Source organism: Streptosporangium sp. OZ121, from assembly GCF_051918885.1.
In the GTDB taxonomy this organism is placed as follows: Bacteria; Actinomycetota; Actinomycetes; order Streptosporangiales; family Streptosporangiaceae; genus Streptosporangium.
In genome coordinates, this window is sequence record NZ_JBPXMC010000026.1 from 91660 (window position 1) to 105332 (window position 13673).

11 protein-coding genes are annotated in these 13673 nt (G+C 74.0%); 7 read left to right on the forward strand and 4 right to left on the reverse strand.

Going from position 1 to position 13673, the window contains the following annotated elements; genetic code table 11:
- The first annotated feature begins 6 nt into the window (after positions 1-6).
- Positions 7-459, forward strand: a complete 453-nt coding sequence (locus tag ACTOQ1_RS33380) for a VOC family protein (protein WP_440071951.1) — start codon at positions 7-9, stop codon at positions 457-459.
- A gap of 140 nt (positions 460-599) precedes the next feature.
- On the opposite strand, the gene ACTOQ1_RS33385 is transcribed toward ACTOQ1_RS33380, so the two are convergent.
- Complete coding sequence (locus ACTOQ1_RS33385) at positions 600-977, reverse strand: ArsR/SmtB family transcription factor (RefSeq protein ID WP_440071952.1); 378 nt, start codon at positions 975-977, stop codon at positions 600-602.
- Between the two features lie 111 nt (positions 978-1088).
- Here ACTOQ1_RS33385 and ACTOQ1_RS33390 point away from each other — a divergent pair, with 111 nt between their 5' ends.
- Complete coding sequence (locus ACTOQ1_RS33390) at positions 1089-1346, forward strand: DUF1918 domain-containing protein (RefSeq protein WP_440071953.1); 258 nt, start codon at positions 1089-1091, stop codon at positions 1344-1346.
- An 88-nt stretch (positions 1347-1434) separates the two neighbouring features.
- Positions 1435-2412 carry an aldo/keto reductase gene (locus ACTOQ1_RS33395; RefSeq protein ID WP_440071954.1) on the forward strand — a complete coding sequence of 326 codons (978 nt, stop codon included), beginning with the start codon at positions 1435-1437 and terminating at the stop codon, positions 2410-2412.
- 124 nt (positions 2413-2536) lie between these two features.
- On the opposite strand, the gene ACTOQ1_RS33400 is transcribed toward ACTOQ1_RS33395, so the two are convergent.
- On the reverse strand, positions 2537-5890 hold the full coding sequence (locus ACTOQ1_RS33400) for a BTAD domain-containing putative transcriptional regulator (RefSeq protein ID WP_440071955.1): 3354 nt from the start codon (positions 5888-5890) through the stop codon (positions 2537-2539).
- A 164-nt stretch (positions 5891-6054) separates the two neighbouring features.
- The gene (locus ACTOQ1_RS33405; RefSeq protein WP_440071956.1) at positions 6055-6603 is read right to left on the reverse strand and encodes a hypothetical protein; all 549 of its coding nucleotides are present in this window, start codon (positions 6601-6603) and stop codon (positions 6055-6057) included.
- A 274-nt stretch (positions 6604-6877) separates the two neighbouring features.
- Here ACTOQ1_RS33405 and ACTOQ1_RS33410 point away from each other — a divergent pair, with 274 nt between their 5' ends.
- The 4 genes from ACTOQ1_RS33410 to ACTOQ1_RS33425 all read left to right on the forward strand — a co-directional run bounded on the left by ACTOQ1_RS33410 (position 6878) and on the right by ACTOQ1_RS33425 (position 11390).
- Positions 6878-7369: a GNAT family N-acetyltransferase gene (locus tag ACTOQ1_RS33410; RefSeq protein ID WP_440071957.1), complete on the forward strand. Its 492-nt coding sequence runs from the start codon at positions 6878-6880 to the stop codon at positions 7367-7369.
- A 132-nt stretch (positions 7370-7501) separates the two neighbouring features.
- Positions 7502-8461: a phytanoyl-CoA dioxygenase family protein gene (locus tag ACTOQ1_RS33415; RefSeq protein WP_440071958.1), complete on the forward strand. Its 960-nt coding sequence runs from the start codon at positions 7502-7504 to the stop codon at positions 8459-8461.
- Between the two features lie 385 nt (positions 8462-8846).
- On the forward strand, positions 8847-10163 hold the full coding sequence (locus ACTOQ1_RS33420; RefSeq protein WP_440071959.1) for an FAD-binding oxidoreductase: 1317 nt from the start codon (positions 8847-8849) through the stop codon (positions 10161-10163).
- 81 nt (positions 10164-10244) lie between these two features.
- A complete protein-coding gene (locus ACTOQ1_RS33425) occupies positions 10245-11390 on the forward strand; it encodes a helix-turn-helix domain-containing protein (RefSeq protein WP_440071960.1) in 1146 nt (381 codons plus the stop codon).
- Between the two features lie 296 nt (positions 11391-11686).
- Here ACTOQ1_RS33425 and ACTOQ1_RS33430 read toward each other — a convergent pair whose 3' ends face one another.
- Positions 11687-13672: a BTAD domain-containing putative transcriptional regulator gene (locus ACTOQ1_RS33430; RefSeq protein WP_440071961.1), complete on the reverse strand. Its 1986-nt coding sequence runs from the start codon at positions 13670-13672 to the stop codon at positions 11687-11689.
- Position 13673 lies beyond the last annotated feature (1 nt).

Genomic DNA, 13673 nt, shown 5'->3' on the forward strand with positions numbered 1-13673 from the left:
ATCCTCATGAGTGATCTGACCCGGGCGCGGTGGACGCATGTCGCCCTGCCCACGGGCGATCTCGACGAGGCGATCGCGTTCTACACGTCGCTGACGCCGCTGGTGGTCGTCGAGCGCTTCCAGGACGCCGACGGGGAGAGCGCCTGGCTCTCCAACGAGGGGCAGGCCGAGACCCCGATGGTCCTGGTGCTCGTCTCGTTCGACAAGGACAGGGGCGGGCGGCTGGGGCTGCTGACGCCGTTCGCGCACCTCGGCATCGAGGTGCCCGAGCGCGCCGACGTCGAGGAGATCGCCGAGCGAGCGCGCGAGCTGGGCCGCCTGCACTGGGAGCCCCGCGACATGCCCGGCCCGGTCGGCTACGTCTGCGCCCTGAAGGACCCCGACGGCAACGTCGTCGAGATCTCCCACAACCAGCGGGTCTTCGCCACGGTACGCAGGCTGTGGGCGGACCCCTCCTGAGCGGGGAGATCCGGATCCCGCTTCCGGGGGAGGGTACTCGCGGTGGGGAGCCGGCGGGGGCACGGGGGCGAGGGGGAGCTGGACGGGGCAGGAGGAGGCCGAGGGGGAGTCGAGGGGACTGAGGGGGAGTTGGGCGGGGGTCAGGGGCCGTGCCCGGCCACGCCCGGGGCCGGTGGGTTCTCCGCCTCCCTGAGGCGACGTTCCCGCCTTCCCCGCGCGATCTCGGTGCCCAGGGCGTCGAGGTGCTGGTTCCAGAAGTGCCGGTAGCGGTCGAGCCACCGGTCCACCTCCCGCAGCGGGGCGGGGTCGACGGCGTACAGCCGCCGGGTCCCCTGGGCGCGTACCGTCGCGAACCCGTTGTCGCGCAGCACGCGCAGGTGCTGGGAGACGCCGGGCTGTGAGATCCCGAACTCCTCCTGCACCACGGCGCTGATCTCACCGGCCGCCAGCTCGCCGTCGGCGAGCAGCTCCAGGATCCGGCGCCGGACCGGATCGCCGAGAACGTCGAGCGCGTGCATGACCTCACTGTCTCAGGATCGGCTTATATAAGTAAAGTCTGAAGCCCACGGGGCCGTTCAGTCGACCTTGCCATGCTCCTGACCTGGACGAATGCGCCACGGAGTGATGCGATGGAAGGGGAGGACGGCCGGAGAGCCGGCACCCTGCTGATCCAGCTGATCCAGGAGGCCACAGTGAAGGCGACCGTAGGCGACAAGTTGATCGTGGAGAGTGCCCACGACGGCGCTCCCCGCAAGATCGGATCCATCATCGAGCTACGCCACGAGGACGGGAGCCCGCCCTACGTGGTCCGCTGGGAGGGCGACGAGCACGAAAGCCTCGTCTTCCCCGGTCCCGACGCCCACGTGATGCCGAGCGTGCCGGGGTAGGTCCGGGGCCCGTGCCGCGCGTCCCGCCTGCCTGCCGCGCCCGGGTGCCGGTGATTCCCACCGCGTCGTGCGGACTACGATCGCTGATGTGGAACAGCGCGAATTGGGAAGAACAGGCAGGCGGATCGGTGTCGTCGGGCTCGGCGCGTGGCAACTGGGGGCCGACTGGGGTGAGGTCGGCGAGGACGAGGCCCTGGCCACCCTCGACGCCGCCGTGGACGCCGGGGTCACCTTCGTCGACACCGCCGACGTGTACGGCGACGGGCGCAGCGAGCAGATCGTCTCGCAGCTGATCAAGGCCAGGCCGGGGCTCACCGTGGCCACCAAGATGGGCCGCCGCGTCGCGCAGGAGCCGTCGGCCTACACCCTGGACAACTTCCGGGCGTGGACCGACCGCTCCCGCGCCAATCTCGGCGTCGACACCCTCGACCTGGTGCAGCTGCACTGCCCGCCCACCCCGGTCTACGCGACCGACAGGGTCTTCGACGACCTCGACACCCTCGTTCAGGAGGGCCGTGTGGCCGCCTACGGGGTGAGTGTGGAGACCTGCGACGAGGCGCTGACCGCGATCGCCCGGCCGGGCGTGGCCACCGTGCAGATCATCCTCAACGCCTTCCGGCTCAAGCCGCTGGAGAGGGTGCTCCCGGCGGCGGCCGAGGCCGGGGTCGGCATCATCGCCCGCGTCCCGCTGGCCAGCGGCCTGCTGTCCGGCAAGTACGACGAGTCCACCGTCTTCGGTGCCGACGACCACCGCACCTACAACCGGCACGGCGAGTCCTTCGACGTCGGCGAGACCTTCTCCGGGGTCGACTTCGCCACCGGTCTGGAGGCGGTCCGCCGCCTGGCCCCGCTGGTGCCGCCGCAGGCCACCATGGCGCAGTTCGCGCTGCGCTGGATCATCGACCAGCCCGGCGTCTCCGTGGTCATCCCCGGTGCCCGCAACCCCGGGCAGGCGCGCGCCAACGCGGCCGCCGCCGCCGTGGACCCGCTGCCCGAGGCCACCCTCGCGGGCGTGCGGGAGATCTACGACGAGCTGATCCGCCCGCAGGTCCACCAGCGCTGGTGACCCGCCGGCCGCTCCGGCGGGCCCGGACGGCCCGGCACAGGCCGGAGCCGCTGAGGGAACAGGCCGGAGCGGCTGAGGGAGCGGGCTTGAACGGCCGGGAGACGACAGGCTGGAATAGGCCGGATCAGCTCAGGCGGGCCAGCAGCCGCAGGCTCCGCTCCTCCAGGTAGGCGAGGCCGAGCCGCCGGTGCGTCTCGGCCGCCTCGCGGGCGTGCTCCCGAGCCAGGCCGGCGCGGCCCAGCCGCGCCGCCAGCTCGGCGAGGACCAGGTGGGTGGAGCCCCACGCCGCGCTGCCCGTCCCGGAGACGATCAGCTGGTCGGCGTACGGGGCGAGCCGGTCGTACAGCTCCTCCGGGTCGGGGACGCCGAGCCGGGCGGCGACCAGGCCCCAGACGGGGACGAGGAAGTCGGCGATCCAGTCGTCCGCGATCTCGGTGCCCCAGCGGGCGACCAGCTCGCGGGCGAGATCCGGACGGCCGGAGTCGAGGGCGGCCAGCACCGCGATCGGGCGCAGCGGCGCCAGTGACGGGTCCTCCGCAGAGGCGAGCAGCCCGTCGAGGGTCTCCGCGACCCGGCCGCGCCCCCGGTCGCAGGTGAACGTCGTCAGCCGCAGCCGGAACTCCTGCCCCCAGAGGCTGGAGCCGTACCGCATCTTCCCGAAGCGGGTGACGAGGGACTCCGCGTCCGCCCAGCGACCCTCCAGGGTGCACCTGGCGGTCTGGGCGATGCGGACCATGGCCTCCAGCTCGGGCCGGCGCACCTCCTCGATCAGCCGCTCGCAGCGGGCCAGGTCGAGATCCCAGCCGGTCAGGTCGCCGGCGCGCAGCAGGCAGGCCATCCGGAAGGCCCGGGCCACCAGCTCGGTGGCGCGCGGCAGGCGGGGCAGGGCCAGCATCTCCTCCGCGGCCCGCAGCCGCTCCGGATTGCGGCCGGGCACCCAGCAGGCGAGCAGGTAGTTGTTCAGGGTGCGAGCCAGCAGCGCGGGATCGCCAAGGCCACGGGCGATCTCCACCGCCCGCGCCGCGTGCCGCTCGCCCTCGGCGCGGCGCGGCCCGTAGTGCAGCTCCACGGCCAGGGTGCCCAGCAGCGCGGCCCGGTCGCGGTCGTCGAGCGGCCCGGCCAGCAGGTCCTCCAGCACGGCGACCATCGCGGCGTCGACCACTCCGTACGGGCGCCACAACCACAGGGCGAGCCCGCCGGAGACGGTGATCGCGGAGATCAGGGCATCCCTGTCGCCCAGCCGCAGGGCCAGCTCGATCGCCTCGTCCAGGTCCCGGCGGGCCGCCGCGGCGTCCCCCACCGTGCGGCGGGCCTGCCCCAGCTCGGTCAGCAGCGCGCACCTGGCCCTGCCACCGTCGCCGCCGTCGGCCGGCAGCGAGCTCAGGGCCAGCTCCCACAGCTCGACGGCCTCGGTGTACGCGAGCTGGGCCGCGGCCCGCCCGGCCGCGCGGGAGGCGTGTTCCACCGCCTTGGCCGCGCCGCCGACCCTGGCGGCCGCGGCGAAGTGGTGGGCCAGCGTGGCGGGCTCGGTGCCCGGCCTGGTCTCCAGGCACTCGCCCGTACGCAGGTGCAGCCGGGCCCGCGCCAGGCGGCCGAGCCCGGACAGCAGCGCGTCGCGCACCAGGGCGTGGGAGAAGCGGTAGTCGGGGCCGCCGGGCGGTTCGGCCAGCAGCCCGCTCGCCACCGCCGGTTCCAGCAGGGACATCACCCGCTCGGCGGGGATGCCGGTGACGGCTTCGAGCACGTCGACCTCCACCTCGCGTCCGGTGACCGCCGCCGCCCGCAGCAGCTCCCGCGTCTCCTCGGGAAGCCTGGCCGCCCGGCGTTCGATGACGTCGCGCGCCCCGGAGGGCAGCCCGGCCGCCAGGCACCGCTCGCTCTCGCGCAGGCGCAGCAGCTCACCCAGGTAGAAGGGGTTGCCGCCGCTCCGCTCCAGCAGCACGTCGACCAGCCCGGGATCCTCGGGGATCCGCCGCAGGCGCAGGTACGACGACACGTCTCCCGCGCCGAACGGGGCCGGTTCCACGCGTACGGTCCCCGGCTCCCTCGACAGCGCGCCGAGGGTGTCGCGCAGCTGCGCGGGATGGTCGCCGGGCTCGGGCCGCAGCGTCGCCACCACGAGCACCGGGTGGCGGGCCAGCTCGCCCGCGACGAAGGCCAGCAGCCGCAGCGAGGAGGCGTCGGCCCAGTGCAGGTCTTCCAGGACCACCAGCAGCGGGCCGCCGGTGGAGGTCAGGGTCGTCACCACCCGCTCGTACAGCTCGAACAGCGCGGCATCGGGGTCGGAGGCCGATGACGCCGCCTCGCCGTGGAACTGGCTCGCCCCGCCGCACTCGCGCAACACCTGGATCCAGGGACGGAACGCGGGTGCCGTGCCGTCCACGCAGCGCCCCCAGGCGACCCGGAAACCCCGTCCGGCGGCCTCGTCGGCCGCGGCCCGCGCGAGCCGGGTCTTGCCGATCCCGGCCTCCCCGGTCACCAGCAGCACCCCGCCTTCCCCGCGCCGCGCCGAGGCCAGCCGCTCGGCCACCAGGCGTAGCTGCGCCTCCCTGGCGACCAGGGTCTCACCGGGCACGAGGTGCCCGGCCCCGGCCTCGTCTCCCGTCACGGCCGGGACAGAGGCCGGGGCGAGCGGGACGGGCGCGGCGGGAACCGGGAGCGGGCCCGCATCGGGAGGCGGGCCGGAAGCGACGCCGTGGGTCTCCAGTTCGGCGGCCTGCTCGAACACCGCCCGCTCCAGGCGCCGCAGCTGCGGCCCCGGCTCGATGCCGAGGTCGTCGGCGAGCAGGGCACGGACCCGGCGCAGCGCGGCGAGCGCGTCGGCCTGCCGGCCGGCCCGGTACAGCGCCAGCACCAGCAGCTCCCAGAGCCGCTCCCGGTAGGGGTGGGCCTCGGCCAGGGCTTCCAGGTCCGGCACGCAGGCGCCGCCCTCGCCCAGCGCCAGCCGCGCCTCGAACCTGTCCTCCACGGCGGTGGCCCGCAGCTCGCGCAGCCGCGCGACGGCGGGCCGGGCGAACCCCTGACCGGCGAACTCGCCCAGCGGCTCACCCCGCCACAGGTCCAGCGTCTCCTCCAGCACCCGCAGCGCCTCCCCGTGGTCGCCGCGCGCCAGCGCCCTGCGACCCTCCTGCGCGCCCGCCGTGAAGCGCGCCAGGTCGACCTGGCCGGGAGTGACGGCCAGCAGGTAACCCGGCTCGCGGGTGAGCAGCACCCCCGGCGGCGTGCGCGGCCTGCGGCCGGGCTCCAGCACCCTGCGCAGGTGCGCGATGTAGGCCTGCAGGGTCCTCGTCGCGCCGGAGGGCGGCTCGCCCGCCCACAGCTCGTCGATCAGGCGGTCCAGCGAGACGACCTTGCCCGGCTCCAGCGCCAGCATCGCCACCAGGGCACGCTGCTTCCTGGTGCCGAGGTCGAGCGGGTCACCGGCCTCGCCGGCGACCTCCAGCGGGCCGAACAGCCGGAAGGTCAGGCTCGCCGGCATGCGTTTTCTTTCGTCATGGCAGCCGGAAGCCTACGTTCCCCCACCGTCATTTCCGCTGTCGTCTCCGAAGTGCGCAAGCGAAACAGGAGCCCGCACGTCAAGGACCGGACAGGCGGGACCCACGGGACCCAACTGACGAAAGAACGCGGTGGCCCGGCGAGTGATCACGCCTTGGTGTAGCTGTGCTTGGCGCCGGGCGGGAAGTGGTCGGGGTCGCCCGTCTCGCGGAGGTGGACGACCGGGGGCTGCTTCGCCGGGGGCACGTAGTCGGCGAACTCGCTGTTGAGGCGGCGCAGCTGGGTGAGGATCGAGCGGCCGATCGCCTGGGCCGTCTCGTCGGCGCCGCGCAGGCCAGGCGCCGGCTCGACGGTCACCGTCAGATGCCGGTCGCGCTCGGCGTCCTCGGTCACCTCCAGCGCGAACTTGCCGGTCACCAGGGTGTTGACCTCGGGCTGCTCCAGGCCGATCGCGGTGTTCTCCGGATACACGTTGGCCCCGTAGTAGGAGACCGTGAAGTGGCCGCGGCCGAAGACGTACGCGAACGGCAGGTCCGGCCCGTCGTCGCCGGGGTGGAAGCCGTGCTCGGCGAGGAAGGCGAGCATGCGGTCGTGGGGGATCAGGCCGCCCTCGTCGGCGATGTGGTAGCGGATCAGCGGGATGCCGTTGTCGCCGGAGAACAGCAGGGTGCCCTCGTGCTCCTCGAAGAAGCGCACCCGCGGGTCGTACTGGACCAGGGTCGGCAGGCGGGAGGCGCCGATCTCCCGTTACCGGGGGCGCGGGGAGACGGCGAGGCGCTCGGCAACACGCCGGTACCCTGTCCCCGCGCCTCGGTGTCAGGTGTCCTGATCTCCGTTGAGGACGCGGGTCACCCACTTCGGCCAGGCCTTCTCATTCGGATCGCCCTCACGGGCGTGCGGTAGGTTGCACGCCATGGCTGAACTCGGTCCCGTCGCCTGGCCCCCTGCCCCTGTAAGGACTGAACGGCTCGTGCTCCGTGAGCCCGAGGCCCGGGACCGTGCGGCGCTCATCGAGCTGTTCACCTCGTCCGAGGTGGGCGCCTACATCGGTGGCCCTCGGCCGCGGGATGAGCTCGAACGTGCGTTGCCTGCCGTGCCCAGGCGGCGCCCTGGCCTTTTCGTGGTCGATCTCGACGGGGCGATGATCGGCATCGTCGAGATCGACCGGCGCGACGCCGAGCGTCCGGGTCACGTCCGTCCGGATGGCGGTGAGGCCGAGCTCGGCTACATGTTCCTGCCGGAGGCGTGGGGATACGGGTACGCCGCCGAGGCGTGCGCGGCGGCACTCGACTGGGTCGCCGGCGCGCTTCCCGGTGAGCCGGTGGTGCTCAGCACCCAGACCGCCAACGACCGATCGATGCGCCTCGCGGCGAAGCTGGGGTTCACCGAGGTGGAGCGGTTCGAGGAGTACGGCGCCGAGCAGTGGTTCGGTGTGTGGTCCTCGGCCACGCCGTCCGGCTGAGCGCCGTCCGGTCGAGCGCCGTCCGGTTGAACTCGGCCGGGGCGGCCGCCCGCCTGCTCCGGGAAAACCGGGGCGCCTGCTCCGGGAAAAAACGGACTGCGCGAGACGGCGACGGCGGTGCATGGTGTGTCAGTGGATCTCAACGACGCGACGCACGCCTGGCGCACTCACGGGTTCGTCGTCCTTCCGGGGTTCATCCCCGCCGATGAGCTGGCGCCGGCCGCGGGAGAGCTGGGACTGCTCTTTCCCTCCGCCGAAGGGTTCCACGGCGGTGGTGACGCACGTCGTGAGCGCTTTCTGGGCGACGAGTTCGCCGGGATCGACGCCTTTCCCTTCGCCGGCGTCGAGCTGAGCCTTCTGGCGGTGCACCCGCGTCTGTCGCGGCTGGCCGAAGCCTTGCTGGAAGACCAGGACATTCGGATCTACTCTGCCGAGGCCTGGGCGAAATACACCGGTGCCGCCGACTACGACCAGGTCATGCACCGGGATTATCTCAACCACACCATCCTGGTGCCCAGCGACGCCCCCGGCTGCCGGCAGCTGGAGATGTTCGTCTACCTGGCAGACGTCCCCGACGAGCTCGGGCCGCCGCATCTCGTCTCCCGCACCCGCACCGCCGATCTGCCGGCCAGACCCAACTGGTATCCGCGTGACGACGCCGCCGGCAGTGAGAACGGGTTCGTCCGCACCGGCGGCAGCCCGGAGCTCTACGAGGCGGAGGTGTCGGCCGCAGGGCCGGCGGGGACCGTCGTCGCCTTCCAGCTCGGTACCTTCCACCGGGGCACGGCGCTGACCGCCGCGCGAGGCGCTCGTTACAGCATGCACCTGAACTACCGGCCGGCCGGTGTCGAGTGGGGTCAGCGTCAAGGCTGGGCCGATCGCAGCCACGAGCCCGCCTGGTACCGGTTCGTCGAGCGGGCCTCGCGACGCCAGCTCGAGCTCTTCGGGTTCCCGCCGCCCGGTCACGCCTTCTGGACACCCGACACGCTCGCTGCCATGGCGCTTCGGTATCCGGGCCTCGATCTGTCGCCCTGGCGCGAGACGATCTCGTCCCCGCCGGAGTCCGGCACCGCGGGCGCCGGCTTGACGTAGGTGCCGTCGCGGCGGGCCGGCAGCTCCTCCGGGAGGGCGTCCCATCTGGCGCCGACGGACTCCACGTCGTAGGTGGCGGCGGTCGCCGGAGCGCCCCCGGCCGGCCGGTGGCGCAGCTCCTCGTCCTCGATGACGCGGATGAGGGTGGCGGCGAGGCCGGCGTTGGCGCGCGGCTTGACCGGCAGCCCGTCGACCTCGCCGGTGATCATCCCCTTGGGGCCGTGCGGGCTGTCGAAGCTGACGGTCGCCGGTCCCCTGGCCGTCGCCTCCGGGATCGTCGTCATGGGGAGGCCCTCGCGGCGGGGGCCGTGCCCGGACCCCAGCTCGACCTCAGCTCGATCCCAGCCCGGTCGTCCGAGAGTGGGGGCGTCGAAAGGGAGAGATCATGACGATCGGGAACGACCTGCGGCGCGCGGTCAGGGGGCCGGTGCTGGCGGCGGGCGACGAGGGGTTCGAGCGGGCCGGGCGGGCGTGGAACCTGGCGGTCGACCAGCCGGTGCTGGCGGTGGTCGAGGCGGAGGACGCCGACGACGTGGCCGCGCTGGTCACCTGGGCCCGCCTGGCCGGGCTGAGCGTGACCGCCCAGCCCCTGGGACACGGCGCGAGCGGCGACGTGGAAGGGGTGATCCTGCTGCGTACCGGGCGGCTGGGCGGGGTGGAGATACGGCCGGAACGGCGCACCGCGCGGGTCGGCGCGGGGGTGAGGTGGAACGAGGTGCTCGCCGCCGCCGGACCGCACGGCCTGACCGGGCTGGCCGGCAGTTCCCCGGGACCCAGCGTGGTGGGCTACACCCTGGGCGGGGGCCTGAGCTGGTTCGGCCGCCGCCACGGCTTCGCCGCCGACAGCGTGCGCGCCTTCGACGTGGTCGGCGCCGACGGCGCGCGGGCCGCGGTCGACGCCGCGTCCGACGCCGAGCTGTTCTGGGCGCTGCGCGGCGGAGGCGGTGACTTCGCCCTGGTGACCGCCGTCGAGTTCGACCTGCACCCGGCGCCGCGCCTGTACGGGGGGCGCGTCCTGTGGCCCGCCGACAGAGCCCCGCGCGTGCTGCGGGCGTTCCGGGAGATCACCGCCGACGCCCCCGAGGAACTGAGCGTCTGGTTCGACCTGCTGCACTTCCCCGGAGCGGCGCCCACGGTCGCCGTGGACGTGACGTTCCTGGGCGAGACGGGGGAGGCCCAGGACCTGCTGCGCCGCCTGGACAAGATCGACGGAGTGATCTCCGACAGCCGGGGCCCGCTGCCGGTGGCCGACCTGGGCTCCATCTGCGCCGAGCCCCTCGCCCCCGGGGCCGGGCGGAACCGGGGGGAGCTGCTGACCGATCTGGACGACGCGGTCGCGGCGACGCTGCTGGCCGCGCCGATCGAGCCGCTGCTGAGTGTGCAGATCCGCCACCTCGGCGGCGCCCTGTCCCGCCCGGCCGAGGACGGCGGCGCCTGCGGGCACCTGGCCGAGCCGTACCTGCTGGCCATGTTCGGCCTCACACCCTCGCCCGAGGCCGCCGACGCCGTACGGGCCCGCCAGGACGAGATCACCGACGTGCTGGTCCCGCGGACCAGCGGGCGCAAGCCCTACACCTCGCTGAGCCCCGGTGAGCGGGCCGCGGCCGCGTTCCCCGGTGACGTGCTGGCCCGGCTGCGCGACGTCAAGCGCTCCCGCGACCCGCGCGGTCTCATCCGCGCCAACTATCCGGTGCTGCGCTGACCGGGCGTGTCATGTCTGGTGTGAGCCGTCTGATGTGCGCTGTTCTGGCCGGGAACGCGGGCGGCGACCTAGTGTGGAGCCGTGCAGGGACTACTGCTGCGACTGTCGGCGCTCGACTCCGACGCGGAGAGCGCCGTCCGCGTCATCGCCTACTTCGACGTGCTGGTGCGGAACCACGCCGACATCCCGGTGCTGCTCCAGGCCACCGCGCGCCTGGCGCGGTGCCCGGTCGGGCTCGTCGACGCGGTCACCGGCGGGCGGACGCGGGTCGTTCCCGGCGGGGTGCCCGAGCCGTGCGAGGAGCCTCCCGGCCCGGCGATCCACCGCCGGCTCGGCTCGGGGCTCGGCGCCGTGTGGATGGAACGCGAGGGGACGGCGCACGGCCTCGACGAGATCGTCCTGGAGCGCTTCGCGGGCGCGGCGGAGGTCACCCTGGAGCGGGCCGCCGCCCAGGCCCGGGCCGGCACCGACCCCGCCCTGGTGGAGCTGGTCCTGTCGGCCGACGCCGGCGAGGCCGAGCGGGCACGCGCCCTGCGGCTGCTCGGCTTCGCCCCCGCCGCCCCCCTCCGGGTGCTCGCCGTGCTCGCCGACGACGACCGGGAGGGCCGCGACGGGGCCGCCGTGGCCGCCCGGCTGCGGGTCGCCGACCGCCACGTCCGCGCCGCGCGGCTGGGTGACACCGTGGCGCTGCTGGTCGGCCCGGCGATCGACGGGCCCGGCGAGCTGCCCGGGACCCCGGACACCTGGCGCGTCGGCGTCGGGCCGGAGACGCGCGGAGCCGGGGCCGCCGAATCCTGGGCGGCGGCCCGCACCGCCCTGCGTTTCACCGGTCCACACCCGGCGGACCGGGTGGTCGAATGGGGCGGCCTCGGCGCGCTGGCCCTGTTCGCCACCCACGTGCCGGCCGAGGAGATCGCCGCCCTGCCCGACGTGCGAGCCGTCGAGGAGCTCGCACGGCGGCCGTACGGCGCCGAGGCGCTGGAGGCGGTGCGCGCGTTGTGCGCCGAGGGCACGGTCCGCCGGGCCGCCGTCGCCGTGCACCTGCACCACAGCTCGCTGGCCGCGCGCATCGCGCGGGCGGAGGCCGTCCTCGGCTTCTCCCTCGCCGACTCCGCGGGCAGGCTCCGGGCTCACCTGGCCATGCGGCTGGTACGCCTGCGTCCCTCCGTCAGCGAGACAGGGCCCGGCGCGGCGCGACCACCCGCTCGGCGGCGGCCCGGCGGCTGATCTCCGCGCCGAGGACCGTCCCGAAGCCGTGGAAGGCCCCGGGCAGAGGTGAAGCCCGGCAGAGACGTCCGGCCGCACCGGTCGCTGATTTCACGGCCGGAAAAGCGGGACGGGCGGAGTGAGCGAGATGGACAAAGGGCTGCCGGGATTTTCGGTCCCGAAACAATTATCTTTACCGGTTCTCCCGAGCTTCCCGGCATTCCGGCCTCCCCCGGAGGGGCCCGCCGGGGCGTGGCCCGTTAAGGGAAGCACGGAAAGTCCTTTTAATGGGTCATTTATCGTTTTACGCGCTTTTATCAAGCCCGGGAATCGGTCGCCGGGCCCGATCGGGTGCGGGCACGCGCCTCGCGGAGCCGCCTCTCGACCGCCGTGCGCTGAGTCGCGGACTCCTCCCGTTCCAGCCGCTCGCGCGCGTACAGGCGCAGCCAGTCGGCGATCAGATAGACCGGAGAGGGCCGGGACTCCGCGGTGACCACGTGGGCCTCGACCAGCTTGTCGGCGACGCCCGCGGCGAACCGCGCGTCGGAGCCGATCAGCGCCGCCAGGTCGTCGACGCTGAACTCGCCGGTCGGCAGCGCGCCCAGGCGCCGCAGCGAGGCCCACAGGTCGGGCCCGAGGTCGCGCTCGTAGGTGGCCGCGCACGCGCGCATCGACAGGTCGTCCACCGACAGTTCGTCCAGCAGCGAGTGCTCGTCCGCGAGGCGGTCGGCGAACAGGGGGAGCGGGACGTGCCGGGAGGCGGCCAGCCGCGCCCCGGCGATGCGGACGGCGAGGGGCAGGTTGCCGCAGGTGGCGACCACGCTCAGGGCCGCCGCGGAGTCCGCGTCGACGCGCTCCGTGCCGGCGGTCCGCCGCAGCAGCTCCACGCCCTCCCCGGGGGTGAAGCCCTCCAGCGCCACGTGGTGCGCCGACTCCAGGGCGCTCAGACGCCTCCTGCCGGTGATCAGCACTCCGTTGTCGCCGGTGCCGGGCAGCAGGGGCCGTATCTGCGCCGTGGTCGACGCCTCGTCGAGGATGAGCAGGATGCTGCGCTCCGCGAGCCAGGCCCGGCAGGCGGCGACCCGCTCGCCGGCCCGGCGCGGCGGGTCGCCGTCGAAGCCGCAGGTGCGCAGGATCTCGGCCAGCACGTCGGGAACCGAGCGCTCCCGGCCGCCCGCCGTGCGCAGCCGCACGAAGAGCTGCCCGTCGGGGAAGCGCTCGCGGAGCAGGTGGGCGGCGTGTACCGCCAGCGCCGTCTTGCCCGTTCCCGCCGGGCCGGAGATCACCACCGGCGGGCTGTGCCGGCGGGCGCGGAAGACGTCGAGAACGTCCTGGACGGTCTCGCGGCGGCCGGTGAAGTCGGCCAGGTCGCGGGGGAGCTGGCTGAGGTGGGCGATCACGTCCTGGCTGTTGCCGGTCGAGGAGCGCGGTCTGAGCACGGCCGCGCCACCACGCCGCGGGCCGCCGGCCAGCGTGGCGCCGAGGTGCTGCGGGCCGCCGGAGGACGGGCTGTCCAGGGACGGGGCGCCCGCGAGAATCGCCCGGTAGAGCCGTTCGAGGACCGGGCTGGGCTGCAGCCCGAGATCCCTGGCCAGCGTCTGGCGCATGTCCTCGTACTGCGCCAGGGCCTCTGACTGCCGACCGCAACGGAACAGCGCGATCATCTGCGTGCTGCGCAGCCGCTCCCTGAGCGGATGGCTGCGGACGTTCTCCTCCAGGGAGTCGATGATGTGCGCATGGTGCCCGAGGATGAGCTCCGCCTCCGCCCAGTCCTCGTAGACCGACATGCGCTCGCTGTGCAGCCGAGAAAGCTCGTCGCTGATCAGCGGCACCTGCGCCATGTCGGGCAGGGGGTCGCCCCGCCAGAGCGTCAGCGCCTCGTGCAGCAGGCCCGCCGCCTTGGTGATCTCGCGGTCGCGCAGGTACTGGCGGCCCCTGCGGGCCAGGGTCTCGTAGTCCAGGATGTCGAGGTGCTGCGGGCCGAGCCGCAGCTGGTAGCCGGGGGGGCGGTAGGTCAGCCGGTCGCGGTTGGCCGTCCCGAGCACGTTCTTGCGCAACGCGGACACGTAGACCTGGACGTTCTTCAGGGCGGTCCGGGGTGGCTCCTCGCTCCACGCCGCCGTGCTGAGCTGGTCCACCGGCACGATCCTGTTGGCGTGACAGAGCAGCAGGGACAGGAGCACGCGTTGCTTGAAGGGCCCGAGCGGAACCAGGCTGCCGTTGCGGCGGGCCTCGAGAGGGCCGAGTACGGCGAAGGTGGTTTCTCCCGCCTCTGCCTCCTCGCGCACTGCGGTTGCACCCACG

What these genes read in the sequence shown, in the direction of transcription:
- ACTOQ1_RS33380 (WP_440071951.1), top strand. Translation starts at nt 7, where the DNA reads ATGAGTGATCTGACCCGGGCGCGGTGGACGCATGTCGCCCTGCCCACG.
- ACTOQ1_RS33385 (WP_440071952.1), bottom strand. Translation starts at nt 977, where the DNA reads ATGCACGCGCTCGACGTTCTCGGCGATCCGGTCCGGCGCCGGATCCTG.
- ACTOQ1_RS33390 (WP_440071953.1), top strand. Translation starts at nt 1,089, where the DNA reads ATGGAAGGGGAGGACGGCCGGAGAGCCGGCACCCTGCTGATCCAGCTG.
- ACTOQ1_RS33400 (WP_440071955.1), bottom strand. Translation starts at nt 5,890, where the DNA reads ATGCCGGCGAGCCTGACCTTCCGGCTGTTCGGCCCGCTGGAGGTCGCC.
- ACTOQ1_RS33420 (WP_440071959.1), top strand. Translation starts at nt 8,847, where the DNA reads ATGACGATCGGGAACGACCTGCGGCGCGCGGTCAGGGGGCCGGTGCTG.